Source organism: Acetobacterium bakii (assembly GCF_001263355.1).
Classification (GTDB): Bacteria; Bacillota; Clostridia; order Eubacteriales; family Eubacteriaceae; genus Acetobacterium; species Acetobacterium bakii.
Genome location: NZ_LGYO01000027.1, coordinates 74,549 through 93,308, shown reverse-complemented (window position 1 = coordinate 93,308; position 18,760 = coordinate 74,549). Strand labels below are relative to the sequence as shown.

Sequence of the window (18,760 nt, the reverse complement as noted above, 5' to 3'; positions counted from 1 at the left end):
TTTTTTCTCCTTGTTTGTATTAATAATTTATTTTGTTTCTTTCATCATTTTAACAAAAACATTAACGATATCAGGATCAAATCGTATTCCTGACATATTTTTGATCTTTCGGATCGCTTCCTCACTGGTTCTCAGGGCCTCAACGCTGGGATTTGTCATGGCATCGTAGGATTCAGCCAGAGCAATAATCCGAGCTAACTCGGGTATTTCTTCGCCTTTTAAGCCTTTTGGATAACCAGACCCATCCCAGCGCTCGTGGTGGGCGAAAACGGATTCTGCCAGATCCAAGGTTTCATCAAACATATTCAGAACTCTGTATCCGACGACGGCATGTTCATGTTTGAGTTTTCTTTCTTCTTCGGTTAATACCCTTTTTTGACTTAAAACCTCATTATCCAACACAACCTTTCCAATATCATGGAGAAAGCCTGCTTCTTTCAGTCGTTTAATCTCAGCCTCAGATAAATCCATGGCTCGCCCGATCCGTTGGCTCAGTTCACTGACGTTTTGGGAGTGCCTTACTTCCCTGGGATTTCCATTATGAAGGGTTGCGATAATGCTTTCGATAAAGCCCGAATTTATACTTTTACGGTTAAGGGTTTTATCCCGATACATGGCGTCTTCAGCATTTTTCAGCACATCGGAAATACTTTTCCCAGGACCGGTCTTGGTGTCACAGCCCATTGAGATACTGCCCTTTAACGCCAGAATATGTTCGTTTGAAAATTCTGTTTTCACCCTTGCCATAAGCATATGGACCTCATCCGGATGGGTGTTTTTGAGAAGAATAGCAAATTCATCCCCGCCAACCCGGGCAATGATATCTTCTTTACGAAAAACCTTATTGAGTATCTCTGAAACTTTACTTAAAAGGGCATCTCCGGCAACATGGCCAAAAATATCATTAGTTAGTTTCAAACCATTCACATCTCCGAAAACCAACCCAAGCGGTAGGTGCTTTTCGGTGTCAAAACTTTTCATTATATTTTCAAAATAGAATCGGTTATAAAGCCCGGTTAGTTTGTCATGATAGCTTAGGTATTCCAGGGCGTCATTGGATTCTTCCAGTTCTCTGGTACGTTCCGAGACTTTGGCTTCAAGTCGGTGGACAAGGTTGTAAATGGTATCTGCCATGCTATTAAAGGCAACTGAAATCTGCCCGATTTCATCATCTCTGGTAATTACTGCACGTATGGTCAAATCACCATTTGAAAATTTTTCAGTTGTTTCAATGAGACTGGATACAGACTTAAAAGCCATGTTTGCCAATTTGAAAAATATTAAGCCGGATATAATCAATGCAAGCAGAGTTAATCCCATGGTTAATTGAATACTTCTATAAATTCCAGCGGTAACAATACTTTCGGGAATGGCCGTAATCACTAGCCAGGAGAGACCTTCCTGATTATATTCGCTGAGTTTGACGGTGATCTGACCATTGTCTGTTTTTATGCGTGAAAAGGTTTCCCCCGTAGATCTGTAATTTTCGTAGGCCTTAAGAATGGCTGAGTTGTCTATTTCCCCAATGGATGTTCGCTGAACATTGCCGTCTTCCAGGGTAATAAAATTAACATGATCAAAGGAATTGGCCACCAAATTTCCGGATTCTTTCTCAATTATAATTGCAGTGGCTTCTTTTTCGGTAGCAATTTCCTTCAAGAAATCATTGATATCAGTCAGTATGAGATGAGTTCCCATGACTCCTTCCAACTCTCCGGTCGCATTGTAAATGGGATAGGCGGCCGATACCGTCAGATCATCCATAATGAAATGTTTGTATATCTGGGAAAATATGGGGCCCTGACACTCTTTTGCCGCTTTATACCATTCCCGTGTTCGGGGATCGAATTGTCCCGCAGCTAAAACTAAGTCACCGGCTGTTAGATCCTCATTTACCGAATAATACAATGAGTTGAATCCCGAATCCGCATTGTTACGCAAAATTTCGATTTCTCTATTCTGGTTTCTCCTGGCGCCATAATAATCACCGTTTTCCTGACCATAACTGAAACTGTATATATTGGGATTACTGGTTTTGATGACATTGACAAAAAAAGCTTCTCGAGCGGAAACCTCCGAAAGATCGATGATCTCATTTTCGATGACATGATGGTTGATGTCGTTGATGTGCATGGGATCCTTTATGAACTCATCAACTTCTTCTAATATATCGCCATTAAAATCCGATGCCATTTCGATAAAGGTATTACTGGCAGAAGATAACCAGTTTGAAAAAATAATATAGCTGATCATGCCAACGGTTGAAAACGTGAGGATGAGGAACAGCAGGATGAGAATCATCCGTATTGAGATACTTTTCTTTGTCATTTCTTCATCCTCTTTCATTTTTAAAGGCCTGGGTTTTTAATCTATTAATATAGCAGACTTGCAAAACAGCAGTCGATTGCCGGGAATGCCAGCGGACATGTCATACCAGTGGATTGAGCATGCTTTTATAAAAAGCATAGGCTTTAGAGCCCTTGCCAATGCAATTTCCAATATAATGGTCTAAAATATCGTTGAGTTTCATCATGTCTTCGGATGAATATTCGCGATTTTTAATTTCTTTTATGGGTTCTTTTAAAAAGTCTGCCAATACCGCTACCATGTTATCTGTTATTTTATAGGCATAACCGGGACTACTGTAACAGTCCCGACACAAAAGACCATAGTTTTCAATGCTGAAAAAGTTTAAATTTTCCTGGGATTCACAGGCGGAACAACGGTCCAACCGCGGCCGGTAGCCTAAATAACTGACAAGTTTCATTTGAAAGGCTCCTACCAGGGCGAGGTCGCTTTTGGCCTTTCCCTGGGCCATATAGTACAGAATATGAAGCAAAAGCTTGAGTATTTCCGGGCTTTTCTGAAAGAAGTCAAAGGCGTTATTCATTAAATCCAGGAGATAGGCACCCAAAGCCATTTTTGTAAGATCATTTCTTAGTGGGTAAAAGGATTCAATGAGATCCGCCTGGTTGATACTGCCGAAGCTTTTCCCCGGATAATAGACAAACTCACTGTAAGCGAAAATCTGGGTGCTGGCCATGAGACCACTTTTGGGTCTGCGCACACCCCGGGCGATGCATTGGATCTTTCCTTCGTCTTCGGTGAAAATGGTGAGAATTTTATCCTGTTCTTTGAAGGCCTGCTCTTTGATGACCAGGCCTTTGGTTTTAATCAGTGACATAAGTTCCCGAGACTACGTGTTTATTCAAAATAACCCAGGTCCTTAAGATCAAAATTCTTCTCACGCCAATCCGCACGAACCTTAACCCAAATTTGAAGGTTAACCTGGGTTTTTAGGAAAAATTCAATATCTTTACGGGCCTGGCTTCCGATTTTTGTGAGCATGGTCCCATTTTTACCAATTAAAATGCCCTTATGGGTTTTACGTTCACAGAAAACCGTGGCCTCTATATCGATAAGATCCTTGTTTTTTCGGGGTTTCATAGAGGTGACTTCGACTGCAATCCCGTGGGGAACTTCTTCATTTAATAGATTAAGGAGTTTTTCCCGAATCAATTCCTGGACAATCCATCGTTCGGATTGATCGATGATCATGTCCGCAGGGAAAAACATCGGACCCGGTTCCAGAATGCCATTAATAATTTCCAGTAATTCTTTGACCCCATCCCCTTTTGCGGCAGATACTGGAATAATACTGTGAAGAAAATCATATTTTTGATAAGCTGCAATGGTGATCAGAATTTCTTCTTTGGGAATCAGATCGATTTTATTGATAATGAGAATAACCGGGGTTTTACTGAGTCTTAACTTTTCAAGAATATACTGATCTCCGGGACCGATTTTTGTTTCGGGTTCAACCAGATATAAAACCACATCCACATCTTTAATGGTGTTTTCAGCCGCCTTTTGCATGTAATCTCCCAGCTTATTCTTGGGACGATGCATGCCCGGGGTATCAATAAACACCATCTGAGATTTTTCATCCGTATAAATACAGCGAATGGCATTTCGGGTGGTTTGGGGTTTTGCTGATGTAATCACCAGCTTTTCTCCCATAATATTATTTAATAAGGTTGACTTTCCAACATTCGGTCGTCCAACAATACTGATAAATCCTGATTTAAAAGATTCTTTCATCGTTCACATTCTTTCTTTGGTTAATATAACCAATTGAGTATTTTTGGTAAAAAGATAATGAGTCCCACGCAAACCGACATAATCGCAGCAACCATAACGGCCCCTGCGGCAGTGTCCTTCGCTATTCTGGCGAGCTCATGATAGTCTTCGGTATAGAGATTCACCAGTGTTTCTATGGCGGTATTTAAGATTTCCAGAATAAAGACAAAGGAAACCACAATTACCAATGCCAGCCATTCACTGGAAGGAATTTGAAATGCGACACCGGCCATGACTGCAATAAAGGCAATACCCAGATGAATTCGCATATTTGGCTGTGTTTTAAGGGTGTATTTTATTCCTGCAATAGCAAAAGAGAAACTTTTGGTGAGTTTTCTCCGCATTCCATCTACCTCCTTGTTTTGGCTGATTTAAGCAATTGACGGTTGTTTTTCGCAAACTTTTTGTGTAATAGACCAACGTCTATTTACTGCCGTAGGGGCGTGTAGTACACGCCCGCAGACGTTGAGCATTTAGGCAAACATTGGTTTTCCAGCCAAACGTCTACGGGCGATTAATAATCGCTCCTACGAATCACCTTATAATCAGTCGTCGCCCATAAGATCTTTTTCAATGATCCGCATTTCTGATTTTTCATCATCTTCCATGTGGTCATAACCTAAAAGATGTAGCACGCTATGAACAGATAAATAGCATAGTTCCCGGGTTAGGGTATTCCCATACTCTGCTGCCTGGGTTTTTGCCTGCTGAACACAGATCACAATATCCCCGAGAAGCAGGGGCAAAAATGGATTCTCTTTAATAATAGTTGTCCGATTATTGATGAAATCTTCATACATGGGAAAGGAAAGCACATCGGTGACTACGTCTATTCCCCTGTACTCGGCATTTAAATTTTTTATTTCCTCAGCCTTCACAAAAGAAAAACTAACTTCGCATTCCACTCCGATTTCCTGATGGAGCAGCGTACGCACCATTGCGTCTTCTATTTCTTCCAGCATGGCGTCTTCTATTTCAAACTCACTTCGATTATCATAAGCTACTACGAGCATATTATTTCCTCTCTGGTTTTCGTCAATTTCACGCCTTTTGTTTTCTTGCCGCTTTTGCTTTTGCCTGGGCTTCTGTTCTCGCTTCTGCCCTCATCACGGATTTATTGGCATCCCCTAAAGGTTCTTTATCCGGTGGGATCAGCTCATCATAGGGCGGGGTTGTCATCCCGGAAAGCATGCCGAAACCGTGGTTGTAATCAATAACGGTGATGCTTCCCAGTTTTATGTCAAAATGCCATTTGCTGTCAATGGGCAGCTCCAGCAGATTGGTGAGGAATCCATGGATGGTTCCCCCATGGGCAACCAGGAGCACCGTGTCATCGGATTCAAGCTCTGCAATAAATTCAGCGCAAATGTCATGATAGTCACGTTGGCTCTGTCCCTGGGGGACCACATAATCAAGGTAATCCGCCATCCAGAGTTCCCATGCCTCCTGGCTGATTTCAATGCATTCGTCCCGTGTTTTTCCTTCGAAAATACCGAAGTTAAATTCCCGGAGTCGGGGGTCCGCTGTTACATCTTTGCCAATGCCTGCTCCCACATCACTGGCAATTTTAAGTGCCCGTGATGTCGGGCTGGCAAAGATTTTATTAAAGTTTAACTTTTCATTTAAATCAATGAGTTCTTTAACCAGGATTTCCTTCATGGCTTTGCCCCGGTCGGTATATTCTGATTCAGTGTGACCATTCAGGCGATGTTCTACATTACCCCAGGTCTCAACGTGTCTGACTAATACAAGTTTCATACTTTACCATTCCTAACTTAATATTCCCATCTATTATAACCTATTTGCCTAAGGGAATCCAAAATATTTTTGACTTGCTATGGATATTTTGTATATAATGAGAGGAATGAACAAAGAAAGGAACTCTCCATGGAAAAACTTAAAAAACAATCCTTTTTAGCAGATCTTGGCCTTGTGGCTGTGGCCTTTGTCTGGGGTAGCGGTTTTGTAGCATCAAAAAACGCCCTGGACTCCATGACGCCGATGATGCTGATGGCACTGCGTTTCACGGTTGCCGCCCTGCTTTCGGGGATTATCTTCCGAAAAAGCCTAAAAAACATTTCAAAAGAAACCCTAAGGGCCGGATGCATGATCGGTTTTTTTCTCTTTACGGCCTTTGCGGCACAAATGATCGGGCTCCAATACATGCTTGCTGGGAAACAGGCCTTTCTCACTGGGACCAACGTAATCATGGTTCCATTCATTTACTGGGCAGTGAAAAAACACCAGCCGGATCGATATAATTTCATTGCCGCATTTATTATGATGCTGGGCCTTGCTCTGCTCACCGTTGATTTTTCAACCGGATTTACCTTTCAGCTTGGGGACAGCCTGACCCTGCTTTGTGCCTTTCTTTTTGCCTGTCATATTGTGGCAGTTGGTATTTTTTCAAAGGAGCATGACCCCATTGACCTGACGGTGATTCAATTAAGTTTTGCCGCTGTTTTATCTTTACTCTATGTGATTTTTTCAGGAGAATTCACCCTTGATATTCCTGCTGCCGGTCTTGTCAATGGCCTGTATCTGGGTGTGTTTTGCACATTTTTGGCTTTTCTCGGACAGACCGTCGCTCAAAAATACACCAGCTCCACCCACGCTGCCATTATCCTCAGCCTGGAATCCGTTTTCGGAAGTATCCTTTCCATTATAATCCTTGGCGATGCCTTTACCCCGCTGATGTTCAGCGGTTGTTTCATTATTTTTATGGGAATTTTAACCGCGGAAACCAAGTGGTCTTTTCTTAAGAGTAAGCAAAAAAAGTCTGAAAAAATATCCGAGGTTTAGCTTTTACTTTACTTTTTTATGTTTCCTATGCTATGATTTCTAAAATCGAAAGATAAAAAGAAAAGGAGGTTTTTTATTGAAAACTCAATTTAAAATTGGCGATCTGGAATTTTCCATGCCCATCGTCCAAGGTGGCATGGGCATTGGTATTTCCCTTTCAAGCCTGGCCGGAAATGTTTCTAAAAACGGCGGTCTCGGTGTACTATCCGGGGTTGAAATGGGCTGTGATTACCCTGAATATAAAAAAGATTCAAAGCTTGCCAATAAACGAGCCCTGGAAGATCACTTAAAGCGTGCTAAGGAAATATCAGGCAATCGTCCCATCGGGATTAATATTATGGTCGCCTTGACTCAATACGAACAAATCGTTAAGGATGCCGTACAAGCCGGTGTGGATATTATTTTTGCCGGTGCGGGGCTCCCCTTAACCCTACCGGAATTAACAAAAAACTCCTTAACTAAAATAGCCCCTATTATTTCTTCAAGACGTGTGGCGAAGCTGATTCTCAAGCATTGGTGGCGACACTATAAGGTTGCGCCGGATGCCATTGTACTGGAAGGCCCATTGGCCGGCGGACACCTGGGCTTTAAAAACGAAGATCTCACTCCGGAACGGTTATTGGAACAACCCCTGCCCGAGATGATTCCCGGAGTACTTGAAGAAATCAAACCCTATGAAGAATTAGTGGGCCGAAAAATTCCCTTAATCGCCGGCGGCGGCATTACCACAGCTGATGATGTCCGAAAAACTTTGGAAGCCGGGGCGGATGCGGTGCAGATTGGTTCCCGATTTGTGGCCACCGAAGAATGTGATGCAGCACTGGCCTTTAAAGAAGCCATGGTTCATGCGAAACAATCAGATATTGAAATCATTGTGAGTCCTGCGGGATTACCGGGTCGAGCTATCCACAATCCATTTTTAGAAGAGGTTTCAGCAGGTTTAAGAAAGCCCAAAAGCTGTCCGATTAACTGTATCAAATCCTGTGATTATAAAACTGCTCCCTATTGTATCGGTTTGGCACTCATCGCCGGAAAACACGGAGACCTGGACAATGGTTATGTTTTTTCAGGAGCCAATGCCTATCAAATCACTGAGATCACTACAGTTGAAAAGCTAATGAATGAACTCATGGATATTTAATTAAACAACGCTTAAATTATGTTGACTTCTTTTGCCATTTCTTGACAAAATTTTTTTTAGGATTATAATTAGTTAGACAATCTAATTAATTGNNGGAAAAAACAAAAATGATGGGAAGACCATCAGCGATCTCGCCCAAATCTTAAACATTACCCTGCCCTCGGTAACCATTGCCATTAATAAGCTGGTGAAAAAGGGTTATGTAAAAAAAGAAAAAAGCAGTACCGATGGCCGGATGGTATATGTGCGGCTCACCGATAAAGGGCTGCGGATCGATAAAATTCATCAGTATTTTCATGTGAAAATGGTGAATGAAGTATCAAAAGAGATGACCGACCATGAAAAAGAAGTGTTGATTCATGGCATGGAAAAGCTCAATGGTTTTTTTTAAAAAAAATTATCAGGCATATCAGCAGCAAAAAAACTACATTGATATCCTGATGCTTGGAGGAACAAATGTCCTTTTCACTTATTGGAACAGGGTCTGCCTTGCCAAAAACAATCCAGACTAATTCAGACCTGACCGCATTTCTCGATACATCCCATGATTGGATTCTATCAAGAACAGGCATCGAATCACGACATATTTGTATCGAGGAATCCATTTTGGACATTGCCCTGTCGGCTTCCGTGAATGCCCTGGAAAATGCCGATATTCAACCAAAGGACCTTGACCTGATCATCTGTCCAACCCTTGGCGGCGACACCATTACCCCTTCTCTGGCCTGTCTTATCCAGGAAAAGCTTGGAGCAACCTGTCCGGCGTTTGACATCAACGCCGCCTGTTCAGGCTTTGTATATGGTCTGGATCTGGCGGATGCCTATTTAAGCCGGGGCAAACCCATGAAAATTTTAATCATCGCCGTCGATGCCATGTCAAAACTGGTTGACTGGACGGATCGCTCAACCGCGGTTTTATTTGCGGATGGCGCCGGTGCGGCGGTCATAACCAACGGTAACGATCTTAAGTCCATTTACATTTCGGCTGTTGGAAACCAGCATGCACTGTGTATTCCCTGGGCCAAGGGAAATCATCCTGGTCTTGAAAAACAAGATCTGGCTATTCCTTATTTAACCATGGACGGTCCTGAAGTCTATCGTTTTGCCGTTGCCGCTATCTGCGATGATCTCAAGCGAGTTGCTAAAGAAGCTGGCATTCGTTTGGAAGATTTGGATTTCATCGTCCCCCATCAAGCCAATCTCCGGATTATTGAAAGTGCTGCAAAACGCTTGAAAATACCCATGGGCAAGTTTGTTCTCGGACTTCAGAACACCGGAAACACCTCGGCTGCCAGCGTTCCTCTGGCGCTTGATGATCTTAACAGAAGCGGCAAATTAAAACCGGGAATGCTCATTGCCATGACCGCCTTTGGCGGCGGTTTAACCACCGGTGCCTGTGTGCTGGAATGGTCAAAGGAAGCGTAACTGTTAGCTTGACTGTTTTAATGACAATTATTTATCATTGTATGAGCCGAGATCGTACAGGCTATGCCTGTTCGCCACGAGGCATACAATTTGATAAACAATTGTCCTTAAAACTTACCAGCGTAAACTGTATTTAGTTTTGATTTGCAAGAGGAAAATTTATCCCTTAAACACAAGATAAAGATATAAACGTCTGCGGGCGTGTGCTACACGCCCCTACGGTCATTTTCATACTACTGATTAAAACATCATAATTGCTACATTAAAAATTTTAAAAAATATAAACAATCTTAGGAGGATTAACCCAATGGTATTTGAAAAAATAGTTGAGATTTTACGTAATTACAAGGAAGAACCTGAATTAGAAGTGACCATGACCTCAAGCTTTGAAGAATTGGAATTGGATTCTTTGGATACTGTGGAACTGGTTATGGAAATTGAAGAAGCTTTTGATACAAGCATTGAAATGGACGGAACACTTCTGACCATTGGCGATGTTGTAGGACTTATCGAAAAAGCAATCGCATAGGTGTCGCAATGATTAAAACACCACTCTGCGAACTGTTAGACATTGAATTTCCCATTCTTCAAGGAGGAATGGCCTGGATATCCGATGCCCAGCTGGCTGCTGCCGTATCCAATGCGGGTGGTTTAGGGATTATATCTTCAATGAATGCTGATGAAAATTGGCTGCGTCAGGAAATACAAACGGCTAAAAGTTTGACCACCAAACCCTTTGGGGTTAATGTCATGCTCATGAATCCCCATGTTGATAAAATAGCCCAGGTTCTTATTGATGAAAAAGTCCCGGTGGTAACCACTGGTGCCGGAAACCCCGGAAAATTGATGAAGCTCTGGATTGATGCCGGCATTAAGGTCATTCCGGTAGTTCCATCTTCAGGCTTAGCACGCTATTCCGAACGTGCCGGCGCTACTGCGGTCATTGCCGAAGGCGGAGAATCCGGAGGACATGTGGGCGATTTAGCCACCATGCCTTTAGTTCCCCAGGTCTGTGATGCAGTTTCCATCCCGGTGATTGCCGCCGGTGGGATCGGTGACGGTCGTGGAATTGCGGCAGCATTAATGCTGGGTGCGGTTGGAGTTCAATTGGGAACACGTTTTTTAGTGGCCAGTGAAACCAATATCCACGAAAATTACAAGGATAAAATCATTAAAGCCAAGGACATTGACACCACTCTTTCCGGAAGATCTTTGGGTCATCCGGTCCGATGCCTTAAAACAACCTTTGCCAAAGAATTTTTAAAAGCTGAAAATGATCCTTTAACACCAAAAGACACCCTTGAAGAATTTGGCCGTGGTGCACTTCGCATTGCCGCCCAGGAAGGTGACTCCAAAAAAGGCTGTTTTATGGCCGGACAAATTGCCGGACTGATTCACGAAAAAGAAAGTGTTAATGAAATTATTATAAAATTAGTGAAAGAAACTGAAACAGCTTTAAATGGAGGAATCCAATGGGTAAAATAGCTTTTCTCTTCCCTGGTCAAGGTGCCCACTTTGTTGGCATGGGCCAATCGATTTTTGATACCAGTCCTTCAGGAAAGGGTGTCTTTGAAAGCATCGAAGCCCTGCGCCCAGGAACTTTAAGTCAATGTTTTGATGGCCCCAAGGAAGTACTTAACCGAACCGTGAATACTCAACCCTGTATTTTTGCTGTGGAAATAGCGACCATGGTTACCTTAAACGACATGGGGTTAAGCCCCCAGGCCGTTGCGGGTTTCTCCCTTGGGGAAATATCCGGTCTTGTGGCCGCCGGTATTATATCCCTTGAAGATGGTTTGCAATTAGTAACCGCCCGTGGTCAAGCCATGGAAATGGCAACCCGTGGGTCCGATGCCACTATGGCGGCGGTTTTAAAGCTGGATAATGCTGTGGTGGAAACCCTATGTGCAGAATTCACCGGGTGTTATCCTGTGAATTACAATTGTCCGGGGCAACTGGTGGTGGCGCTTTTAACTGCGGACCTCCCTGATTTTGTAGCCCGGGCAAAGGCTTTAGGCGGACGTGGCATGCCGCTTGGTTTATCCGGCGGATTCCACTCCCCTTATATGGAGGAAGCCGTTAAGACGTTACTGCCAACACTCAATGGGTTGTCTTTTTTAAAGGGATCCATTCCCTTATACGGAAATGCAACAGCACTCCCCTATCCCCAATCACCGGAGGAAGTCAAAGCCGGTATTCTTCACCAGATCAACCATCCAGTTTTATGGGAGAAAACCATCCGCCAAATGATGGCAGACGGCATCACCACCTTTATCGAGGTAGGCCCCGGAAAAACTTTAGGGGGATTTTTAAAAAAAATAAGCAGCGAAATAAATAGTTTTCACAGTGATGATCTGATCAGAGATTACTATGAAAAACAAAAGGCTGGAAAGGAATGGTCTTTAGAATGTTAACAGGAAAAACAGCATTAATCACCGGCGGAGCCAAGGGCATTGGCCGGAGCATCGCCCGTAAAATGGCCGCGGCCCATGCCAATGTGGCGATTGTTTATCGGGGTAGCGAACAGGCCGCCCTGGATACCAAAAATGAAATTCAGGCAAAAGGTGTACAGTGCGAAATTTACCAGTGCGATGTTACGGATTTTGCCGCCACCAAGGCGCTGGTAGCCCAGGTCATCAACGATTTTGGCAGCTTTCAGATTCTTGTAAACAATGCCGGCATCACCGCAGACAAGCTTTTGATTGCCATGAAGGAAGAGGATTTTGACTCGGTCATTGCTACTAATTTAAAAGGTGCCTTTAACATGACCAAACATGCCGGTACCTACTTTTTAAAACAGCGTCAGGGTCGGATCATCAATATTTCCTCGGTGTCCGGACTTATGGGCAACATTGGACAATGTAACTATGCAGCGGCCAAGGCCGGACTGATTGGTCTCACCAAGTCCACGGCAAAAGAAATGGCGCTGCGTCAGGTTACCTGTAACGCCATTGCTCCGGGTTTTATCGATACCGATATGACCAAAAAACTAAAGCCGGAAATAGTAGCAGAAATACTAAAGTTAATTCCTTTAAAGCGTTTAGGACAGGTAGAAGATATTGCCAACCTCTGTGTTTATTTAAGCAGTGACATGGCAGGATATATTACTGGAGAAGTCATTAAAATTGATGGCGGTCTCTATATTTAGGAGAAACAATGAATCGAAGAGTAGTCATAACAGGATGTGGTGTCGTTTCCCCTGTAGGAAGTAAAGTCGACACCTTTTGGGAAAGTTTAGTAAATGGAAAATGCGGTATTGATGTCATTAAAAAATTCGATACCACAGGATTAAAGGTCACCGTAGCAGGAGAGGTTCTAGATTTTGATCCTCTTGAATACATTAAGAAAAATGAAATCCGAAAAACTGATTTATTTACCCAATATGCATTGGGAGCAGCCATCCAGGCGATGGACGACAGCGGGGTTTTGGATCATGTTGACCCGACCCGACTAGGAGTTTACATGGGCTCCGGCATCGGTGGTATCCATACCTTTGAAACCGAATGCGAAAAAATGGCTACCAAAGGCCCAAGCCGGATCTCACCGCATTTTATTCCGATGATGATTTCTAACATTGCGGCCGGCACCATTGCCATTCGTTACAATGCTCAGGGACCCTGTCTGCCCATCGTAACCGCCTGTGCCACCGGCACCAACTCTATTGGCGAAGCTTTCCGGGCCATTAAGCACGGTTATGCAGACGCCATTATTACCGGAGGAACCGAAGCCAGCATTACTCCTTTAGCCATTGCCGGTTTTACCAATTGCATGGCTCTTACCACTACCGATGATCCCACCCAGGCCTGTATTCCCTTTGACAAACGCCGAAACGGTTTTGTTATGGGTGAAGGCGCCGGAGCCATCATTCTGGAAGATTTGGAACTGGCCCTTAAACGTGGCGCAAAAATTTATGCCGAAGTAGTTGGTTATGGGCATACCTGTGATGCTTATCACATCACCGCTCCCCATCCCGATGCCAATGGCGGCGCCCGTGCCATTACTCAGGCCCTCGCTGAAGCCCAGGAATTGGGTGTAATTCTTGAGGATTCACAGATTTATGTAAATGCCCATGGCACCAGTACCCCCCTTAACGATAAATCCGAAACTCTGGCCATTAAAAAAGCCATGGGCGATAATATTTCAAGAACATTGGTAAGCTCCACGAAATCCATGACCGGGCACATGCTCGGAGCAGCTGGTGCGGTGGAAGCCATTGCCTCGATTCTTGCTCTCCGGGATGGGGTTGTTCCGCCAACCATCGGTTACAGCGAACCCGATCCGGAATGTGATCTTGACTATGTTCCCAATGTGAAGCGGGTAATTAAAAGCGATCTGGCCATTTCCGTTTCATTAGGATTTGGCGGTCATAACGGCTGTCTCGCTTTTAGAAAATTTGGTGAATAATATGGAATTAAATACAAAAACTCTCAGTGAGCTGGCCAAAATCATGTCCGATCAAAAACTGACCAGCATGGAAATTGATCAGGGTAATCTGAAGATCAAACTCAAACGGGATGTTCAGCTAAAAGACGCCCATTTCCCTGAACGATCCCATGCTCTGGAAACACCGGTGCATCATTTGATCCACCCGGTCCCAGAGGAAGAAATAAAAACCGCGACTCCCGCGGCTGACCCTTCCATTACAGAAATCAAATCCCCGATGGTCGGTGTTTTTTATCAAAGCAGCAAGCCCGACGGCGAAGCCTTTGTGACGATTGGTCAAAGCTTTTCTGAAGGCGATACCCTGTGTATTATTGAAGCTATGAAACTCATGAATGAGATTATCGCCGAAACCCCAGGCACCGTTGTAGAAGTCTGTGTGGAAAATGGTCAAGTGGTCGAATACGGCCAGGTTCTTTACCGTATTCAAGAAAGAAGATAATTATGAAACGCGACGAAATTAAAACCATCCTCCCCCACCGTGAGCCAATGCTCTTGGTGGATGAGGCTGAAAAAATAGATGATACCACCGCAACCGGACGTTACACCGTCACCGGAGATGAATTTTTTCTCCAGGGACACTTTCCGGGAAATCCCGTGGTTCCAGGGGTTATCCTCTGTGAAATCATGGCGCAGACCTGCTGTGTGCTTTTAGCTGAAATCAGCGATGTTAAAAAAACTCCTTATTTCACCGGTTTGAACAAGGTGAAATTTAAAGAAAAGGTATTACCCGGGGATACCATCGAAATTACCTGCTCGATCACAAACTCCAAGCCACCCTTTTATTTTGCCAAAGGCTCGGGATCAGTGAATGGCAAAATTGCAGTTGTTGGTGAATTTTCATTTGCCCTCATGGACTAAGGAGGAATTCACTTGTTTTCAAAAATACTAATTGCCAATCGTGGTGAAATTGCCCTACGGATTATCCGGGCTTGTAAAGAAATGGGTATCGCTACTGTGGCTGTTTTCTCCGAGGCCGATGAAAGCAGTCTTCATGTGAGTCTGGCCGATGAGAGTATTTGTATTGGACCTGCTCCGGTTACCGATAGTTATCTTAACATATCGGCGATTTTATCCGCAGCGGTTCTGACCGGCGCCGAAGCCATCCATCCCGGTTACGGTCTCCTTTCCGAGAACCCAAAATTTGCACGACTGTGCGCTCAGTGCGAAATTGCGTTTATCGGCCCTTCCTGGGACCTCATCGAAAAAATGGGTGACAAGGATCAGGCTCGTTCCACAATGGAAGCCGCCGGGGTTCCCATTGTTCCCGGCACGGATATTATTGATGACCCAGATGAAGCTCAGAAACGAGCGGATGCCATTGGCTATCCGCTTTTGGTAAAAGCTCGTTCAGGCGGTGGCGGCAAAGGTATCCGTTTGGTTGAACGTTCCGAAGCTTTTTTAAATGAATTTCACATGGCCCGGCAGGAAGCCCAAAACGCTTTTAGCGACGGCGCCGTCTATCTGGAAAAATTTCTCACCCGGGTAAAGCACATTGAAGTTCAGCTTCTCTGTGACCATCACGGCAACGTCGTAACCCTGGGGGAACGGGAATGTTCCATCCAGCGTAAAAACCAGAAGCTGCTGGAGGAAAGTCCCTCCCCTTCCCTGACCGAAGAAACAAGACAGTCTATGATGGCTGTTTCGGCTAAGGCCGCCAAGGCTATTGGCTATAAAAATGCCGGAACCATTGAGTTTTTGCTCGATACCCAGGGAAATTACTATTTTATGGAAATGAATACCCGTTTACAGGTGGAACACCCAATTACCGAAATGGTCACCGGCATTGACATTGTCAAATGGCAGATTCGAATTGCTTCAGGACTGGCCCTTACTTTTACTCAGGATGATGTTCATATCCAGGGACATGCTATTGAGTGTCGGATTAATGCTGAAAATCCACTTTTGGATTTCAGACCCAACTGCGGCACCATATCCTTTCTGCATGTGCCAGGAGGCCCCTGGGTGCGATTTGACACTCTATTGTACCAAGGCTATGCCATTCCCCCCTATTATGATTCACTGGTCGGGAAACTCATTGTCCACTCCAAAACACGGGAGCTGACCATTCGAAAAATGAAGGCGGCTTTGTGCGAATTGGTCATTGAAGGCATTGAACATACCAGTCAGGTTCAACTGGATATTTTAAGCAATGAACTTTTTGTTAAAGGCGATTATTATACCGATTTTATGGAAGTTGCTTTCGATAAGACCATATCCGAATAGAAAGGCAGTTTTAAATGATGAATAAAGTTCTTTTTAAAAAACCGAAAAATGAATTGGAAACCAGCAGTCGTTTTAAACGAAAAACTAATCCTGCCATTCCCCAGGAATTATGTCGAAGCTGTCCTTCCTGTAAAAATATGAGCTTCACCAGCGATCTGGAGAAAAATTTCCATATCTGTTCCAAATGCGGTTATCATTTCCGAATTAATGCCAGACAGCGATTAAGCATGATCTGTGATTCAGGAACCTTTATTGAACACTTCAAAGATAATACTTCAGTTAACCGCCTGGACTTTCCAGGATATACTGAGAAACTGGAACAAGCCACCCTTTTCAGTCATGAAAAGGAAGGCGTTGTTTCCGGGGTATGCCAGATTAATGGCATGGATGTGGGAATCTTTGTCATGGAATCTTCGTTTATGATGGGCAGCATGGGTCAAGTGGTGGGCGAAAAAATCACTCAGATTTTCGAATACGCTACTGAGAAACATCTTCCGGTGATCGGCTTTACGGTTTCCGGAGGCGCTCGGATGCAGGAAGGCATGCTGGCACTTATGCAAATGGCCAAAACCAGTGGCGGCGTCAAACGACACAGCGATGCCGGTAATCTTTATATTGCCGTGCTCACCGACCCCACCACCGGCGGCGTCACCGCCAGTTTTGCCATGGAAGCTGATATTATTTTAGCCGAACCCGAAGCCCTGATCGCCTTTGCCGGCCCCCGGGTCATTGAACAGACCATTCGTCAGCGACTTCCCAAAGGTTTTCAAAGAGCCGAGTTTTTACTTGAAAAAGGGTTTATTGATGGGATTATCCCCCGAAACCTACACAAAGAAACATTGAATAAGCTATTAATCCTCCACTCCGTACTAAAAGGCGGTAAAACCAATGGAAGCATATAAACGCGTTGCGCTAGCCAGAAAAAAAACACGCCCCACCGGAATTGACTATATTGAAAATCTATTCACCAATTTTATTGAGCTTCATGGTGACCGCTGTTTTGGGGATGATGCCGCCATGATCACCGGTTTGGGTTTTCTCATGGACATGCCGGTGACGGTAATTGCCCAAGAACGGGGGAAAAACACGAAATCCCGGGTGAAACGCAATTTCGGATCCTCTCATCCCGAAGGTTATCGAAAGGCGCTGAGACAGATGCAGCTGGCCGAGAAATTCAATCGTCCCATCGTCTGTATTATTGATACCTCTGGAGCCTTTTGCGGCATTGGTGCTGAGGAACGGGGTCAGGGACAGGCTATTGCCAAGAACCTAATGGAAATGATGACCCTGAAGGTCCCCATTATCTCGATTATCATCGGCGAAGGCGGCAGCGGTGGTGCTCTGGCTCTGGGTGTTGCCGACGAAGTATGGATGCTTGAAAACGCCATCTACTCAGTGATTTCACCCGAAGGATGTGCCAGTATTCTCTGGAAGGATTCTTCTAAAACCAAAGAAGCCGCTAATTGTTTAAAATTAACGGCTCAGGATTTGCTGGAATTAGAGGTCATCGATAAGATTGTTCCGGAAACGCATCGGGATTTTACCCTCCTGTACCGTGAACTGATCATCAACCTCTACAAAACCTTTAAAAAGAACCAGTCTCTCCCCCACGAACAACTCACCCAATTGCGTTACGAACGCTTTCGCAAGTTTGGGGCCTTTGATCAAATAGAAACAACAAAATAGAAATACAAAAAAGGTGCACCGAGAATCGGCTGCACCTTCTTTTGCTGTAAAGCACGTCCCGTGGACAATGGTAAATCGTAGTCTGCTGCATGATCGTACAGGCTGTCGCCCGTTCGCCATGATGCAGACAACTGATGTTACGATTGCCCACGGGACTTACTTGTATTTTTTCCGATAGTCTCAGGTAAAACGCATTCCTGGTTGCACCTTTATATTTTATCGATATTTATTTTTGATCTTCTATGGGAAAATAGTCGCCGGATTCAGTCATTCCGACTGGAAAGGCGCATCGCTTGAGCCATATGTCTGAGGTTAGTTCGGGTACCGGCGGCAGTGAAAGAGTTTTTTCGAAAGCATTACGAACGATTTTCACCACTTCTTCATCAACATTGGTTTGGACCTCATCAAAGACTTCCCAACCGTTTTCCGGAAGATGCAAGAGAATAATCTGTGTTTTATCGCCGATGGAATACCGGTCTAAAACCTTATAATGGGACATATGATCCAGAACGCACAGGCCCCAATTGGTTCCGTGTTCATAGGCCTGAAGGTCCGCGTAATGGTTTGATAAAATTGCCATGCGATGGGTGGTAACCATCCCCCCTCGATGCAGGCTGGCATCCACAAATCCGAATTCTCTTAGAATCATGCCCACTTCATACTTTGAGTCCAGCGCGCAAAGATTGGTATCTCGAAGCAAAAGTGTTATACCCGGGTATGTAAAATCTATAATTTCTTTAACTTTTCTAAAATCCCCATATTTCTCGCCGATCATTTCCTTCTCCTTATTGATTATCGCCTCAGATTTAAGCGTCATTTGCTCTATGACAATGTCCCTGAAAATGGAATTGAATTCCAAATCACTGAAGTTTTTGGTCAGCTAATTACAAAAGTAGTCAT

The 18,760-nt window shown here is 44.2% G+C and carries 21 protein-coding genes; 14 read left to right on the top strand and 7 right to left on the bottom strand.

Annotated features, from left to right (window positions below; all coding sequences use genetic code 11):
- Positions 1-27: 27 nt before the first annotated feature.
- From AKG39_RS11360 to AKG39_RS11335, 6 genes are all read right to left on the bottom strand, one after another.
- Positions 28-2,328, bottom strand: coding sequence for an HD domain-containing phosphohydrolase (locus AKG39_RS11360; RefSeq protein ID WP_050740516.1), 2,301 nt, complete (start codon positions 2,326-2,328; stop codon positions 28-30).
- A 100-nt stretch (positions 2,329-2,428) separates the two neighbouring features.
- Positions 2,429-3,184: a DNA repair protein RecO gene (gene recO, locus AKG39_RS11355; protein WP_050740515.1), complete on the bottom strand. Its 756-nt coding sequence runs from the start codon at positions 3,182-3,184 to the stop codon at positions 2,429-2,431.
- A 20-nt stretch (positions 3,185-3,204) separates the two neighbouring features.
- On the bottom strand, positions 3,205-4,101 hold the full coding sequence (gene era / locus AKG39_RS11350) for a GTPase Era (protein ID WP_050740514.1): 897 nt from the start codon (positions 4,099-4,101) through the stop codon (positions 3,205-3,207).
- A gap of 20 nt (positions 4,102-4,121) precedes the next feature.
- Positions 4,122-4,484, bottom strand: a complete 363-nt coding sequence (locus AKG39_RS11345) for a diacylglycerol kinase family protein (protein WP_050740513.1) — start codon at positions 4,482-4,484, stop codon at positions 4,122-4,124.
- Positions 4,485-4,685: 201 nt separating this feature from the next.
- Complete coding sequence (ybeY, locus tag AKG39_RS11340) at positions 4,686-5,153, bottom strand: rRNA maturation RNase YbeY (RefSeq protein ID WP_050740512.1); 468 nt, start codon at positions 5,151-5,153, stop codon at positions 4,686-4,688.
- Positions 5,154-5,181: 28 nt separating this feature from the next.
- Entirely contained in the window at positions 5,182-5,898 is a 717-nt protein-coding gene (locus AKG39_RS11335) for a histidine phosphatase family protein (protein WP_050740511.1), read from the bottom strand.
- A 129-nt stretch (positions 5,899-6,027) separates the two neighbouring features.
- Between AKG39_RS11335 and AKG39_RS11330 the strand changes: the two genes are divergently transcribed.
- The 14 genes from AKG39_RS11330 to AKG39_RS11265 all read left to right on the top strand — a co-directional run bounded on the left by AKG39_RS11330 (position 6,028) and on the right by AKG39_RS11265 (position 17,860).
- On the top strand, positions 6,028-6,942 hold the full coding sequence (locus tag AKG39_RS11330; RefSeq protein ID WP_050740510.1) for a DMT family transporter: 915 nt from the start codon (positions 6,028-6,030) through the stop codon (positions 6,940-6,942).
- A gap of 76 nt (positions 6,943-7,018) precedes the next feature.
- Entirely contained in the window at positions 7,019-8,083 is a 1,065-nt protein-coding gene (locus tag AKG39_RS11325) for an NAD(P)H-dependent flavin oxidoreductase (RefSeq protein ID WP_201780275.1), read from the top strand.
- Between the two features lie 94 nt (positions 8,084-8,177).
- A partial coding sequence (locus tag AKG39_RS11320) for a MarR family winged helix-turn-helix transcriptional regulator (RefSeq protein ID WP_160316177.1) occupies positions 8,178-8,474 on the top strand: 297 nt, incomplete at its 5' end.
- Positions 8,475-8,539: 65 nt separating this feature from the next.
- Positions 8,540-9,508, top strand: a complete 969-nt coding sequence (locus AKG39_RS11315) for a beta-ketoacyl-ACP synthase III (protein ID WP_050740508.1) — start codon at positions 8,540-8,542, stop codon at positions 9,506-9,508.
- Positions 9,509-9,815: 307 nt separating this feature from the next.
- On the top strand, positions 9,816-10,037 hold the full coding sequence (locus AKG39_RS11310; protein ID WP_050740507.1) for a phosphopantetheine-binding protein: 222 nt from the start codon (positions 9,816-9,818) through the stop codon (positions 10,035-10,037).
- A gap of 8 nt (positions 10,038-10,045) precedes the next feature.
- Positions 10,046-10,993 carry a nitronate monooxygenase gene (locus tag AKG39_RS11305; RefSeq protein ID WP_050740506.1) on the top strand — a complete coding sequence of 316 codons (948 nt, stop codon included), beginning with the start codon at positions 10,046-10,048 and terminating at the stop codon, positions 10,991-10,993.
- Entirely contained in the window at positions 10,981-11,922 is a 942-nt protein-coding gene (locus AKG39_RS11300) for an ACP S-malonyltransferase (RefSeq protein WP_050740505.1), read from the top strand. The genes AKG39_RS11305 and AKG39_RS11300 overlap by 13 nt, the downstream gene beginning before the upstream one ends.
- The gene (fabG, locus tag AKG39_RS11295; RefSeq protein WP_050740504.1) at positions 11,916-12,656 is read left to right on the top strand and encodes a 3-oxoacyl-[acyl-carrier-protein] reductase; all 741 of its coding nucleotides are present in this window, start codon (positions 11,916-11,918) and stop codon (positions 12,654-12,656) included. Before AKG39_RS11300 ends, fabG begins: the two co-directional genes overlap by 7 nt.
- An 8-nt stretch (positions 12,657-12,664) precedes the next feature.
- Entirely contained in the window at positions 12,665-13,912 is a 1,248-nt protein-coding gene (gene fabF / locus AKG39_RS11290; RefSeq protein WP_050740503.1) for a beta-ketoacyl-ACP synthase II, read from the top strand.
- Between the two features lies 1 nt (position 13,913).
- Complete coding sequence (gene accB, locus AKG39_RS11285; RefSeq protein ID WP_050740502.1) at positions 13,914-14,390, top strand: acetyl-CoA carboxylase biotin carboxyl carrier protein; 477 nt, start codon at positions 13,914-13,916, stop codon at positions 14,388-14,390.
- Between the two features lie 2 nt (positions 14,391-14,392).
- Positions 14,393-14,809, top strand: coding sequence for a 3-hydroxyacyl-ACP dehydratase FabZ (gene fabZ / locus AKG39_RS11280; protein WP_050740501.1), 417 nt, complete (start codon positions 14,393-14,395; stop codon positions 14,807-14,809).
- 12 nt (positions 14,810-14,821) lie between these two features.
- Positions 14,822-16,174: an acetyl-CoA carboxylase biotin carboxylase subunit gene (gene accC / locus AKG39_RS11275; protein ID WP_050740500.1), complete on the top strand. Its 1,353-nt coding sequence runs from the start codon at positions 14,822-14,824 to the stop codon at positions 16,172-16,174.
- Between the two features lie 17 nt (positions 16,175-16,191).
- Complete coding sequence (gene accD, locus AKG39_RS11270; RefSeq protein ID WP_050740571.1) at positions 16,192-17,076, top strand: acetyl-CoA carboxylase, carboxyltransferase subunit beta; 885 nt, start codon at positions 16,192-16,194, stop codon at positions 17,074-17,076.
- On the top strand, positions 17,063-17,860 hold the full coding sequence (locus AKG39_RS11265; RefSeq protein WP_050740499.1) for an acetyl-CoA carboxylase carboxyltransferase subunit alpha: 798 nt from the start codon (positions 17,063-17,065) through the stop codon (positions 17,858-17,860). Before accD ends, AKG39_RS11265 begins: the two co-directional genes overlap by 14 nt.
- Positions 17,861-18,086: 226 nt before the next feature.
- Here AKG39_RS11265 and AKG39_RS11260 read toward each other — a convergent pair whose 3' ends face one another.
- Positions 18,087-18,635 carry a hypothetical protein gene (locus tag AKG39_RS11260; protein ID WP_050740498.1) on the bottom strand — a complete coding sequence of 183 codons (549 nt, stop codon included), beginning with the start codon at positions 18,633-18,635 and terminating at the stop codon, positions 18,087-18,089.
- Between the last annotated feature and the right edge of the window lie 125 nt (positions 18,636-18,760).

Bases quoted from the DNA above. Each gene is read 5' to 3' on its own strand.
- AKG39_RS11310 (WP_050740507.1), top strand. From the start codon at position 9,816: ATGGTATTTGAAAAAATAGTTGAGATTTTACGTAATTACAAGGAAGAA.
- AKG39_RS11260 (WP_050740498.1), bottom strand. From the start codon at position 18,635: ATGATCGGCGAGAAATATGGGGATTTTAGAAAAGTTAAAGAAATTATA.
- AKG39_RS11335 (WP_050740511.1), bottom strand. From the start codon at position 5,898: ATGAAACTTGTATTAGTCAGACACGTTGAGACCTGGGGTAATGTAGAA.
- AKG39_RS11305 (WP_050740506.1), top strand. From the start codon at position 10,046: ATGATTAAAACACCACTCTGCGAACTGTTAGACATTGAATTTCCCATT.
- fabG (WP_050740504.1), top strand. From the start codon at position 11,916: ATGTTAACAGGAAAAACAGCATTAATCACCGGCGGAGCCAAGGGCATT.
- recO (WP_050740515.1), bottom strand. From the start codon at position 3,184: ATGTCACTGATTAAAACCAAAGGCCTGGTCATCAAAGAGCAGGCCTTC.
- AKG39_RS11345 (WP_050740513.1), bottom strand. From the start codon at position 4,484: ATGCGGAGAAAACTCACCAAAAGTTTCTCTTTTGCTATTGCAGGAATA.
- fabF (WP_050740503.1), top strand. From the start codon at position 12,665: ATGAATCGAAGAGTAGTCATAACAGGATGTGGTGTCGTTTCCCCTGTA.
- era (WP_050740514.1), bottom strand. From the start codon at position 4,101: ATGAAAGAATCTTTTAAATCAGGATTTATCAGTATTGTTGGACGACCG.
- accD (WP_050740571.1), top strand. From the start codon at position 16,192: ATGAATAAAGTTCTTTTTAAAAAACCGAAAAATGAATTGGAAACCAGC.
- ybeY (WP_050740512.1), bottom strand. From the start codon at position 5,153: ATGCTCGTAGTAGCTTATGATAATCGAAGTGAGTTTGAAATAGAAGAC.
- AKG39_RS11360 (WP_050740516.1), bottom strand. From the start codon at position 2,328: ATGACAAAGAAAAGTATCTCAATACGGATGATTCTCATCCTGCTGTTC.
- AKG39_RS11315 (WP_050740508.1), top strand. From the start codon at position 8,540: ATGTCCTTTTCACTTATTGGAACAGGGTCTGCCTTGCCAAAAACAATC.
- AKG39_RS11265 (WP_050740499.1), top strand. From the start codon at position 17,063: ATGGAAGCATATAAACGCGTTGCGCTAGCCAGAAAAAAAACACGCCCC.
- fabZ (WP_050740501.1), top strand. From the start codon at position 14,393: ATGAAACGCGACGAAATTAAAACCATCCTCCCCCACCGTGAGCCAATG.
- accB (WP_050740502.1), top strand. From the start codon at position 13,914: ATGGAATTAAATACAAAAACTCTCAGTGAGCTGGCCAAAATCATGTCC.
- AKG39_RS11300 (WP_050740505.1), top strand. From the start codon at position 10,981: ATGGGTAAAATAGCTTTTCTCTTCCCTGGTCAAGGTGCCCACTTTGTT.
- AKG39_RS11330 (WP_050740510.1), top strand. From the start codon at position 6,028: ATGGAAAAACTTAAAAAACAATCCTTTTTAGCAGATCTTGGCCTTGTG.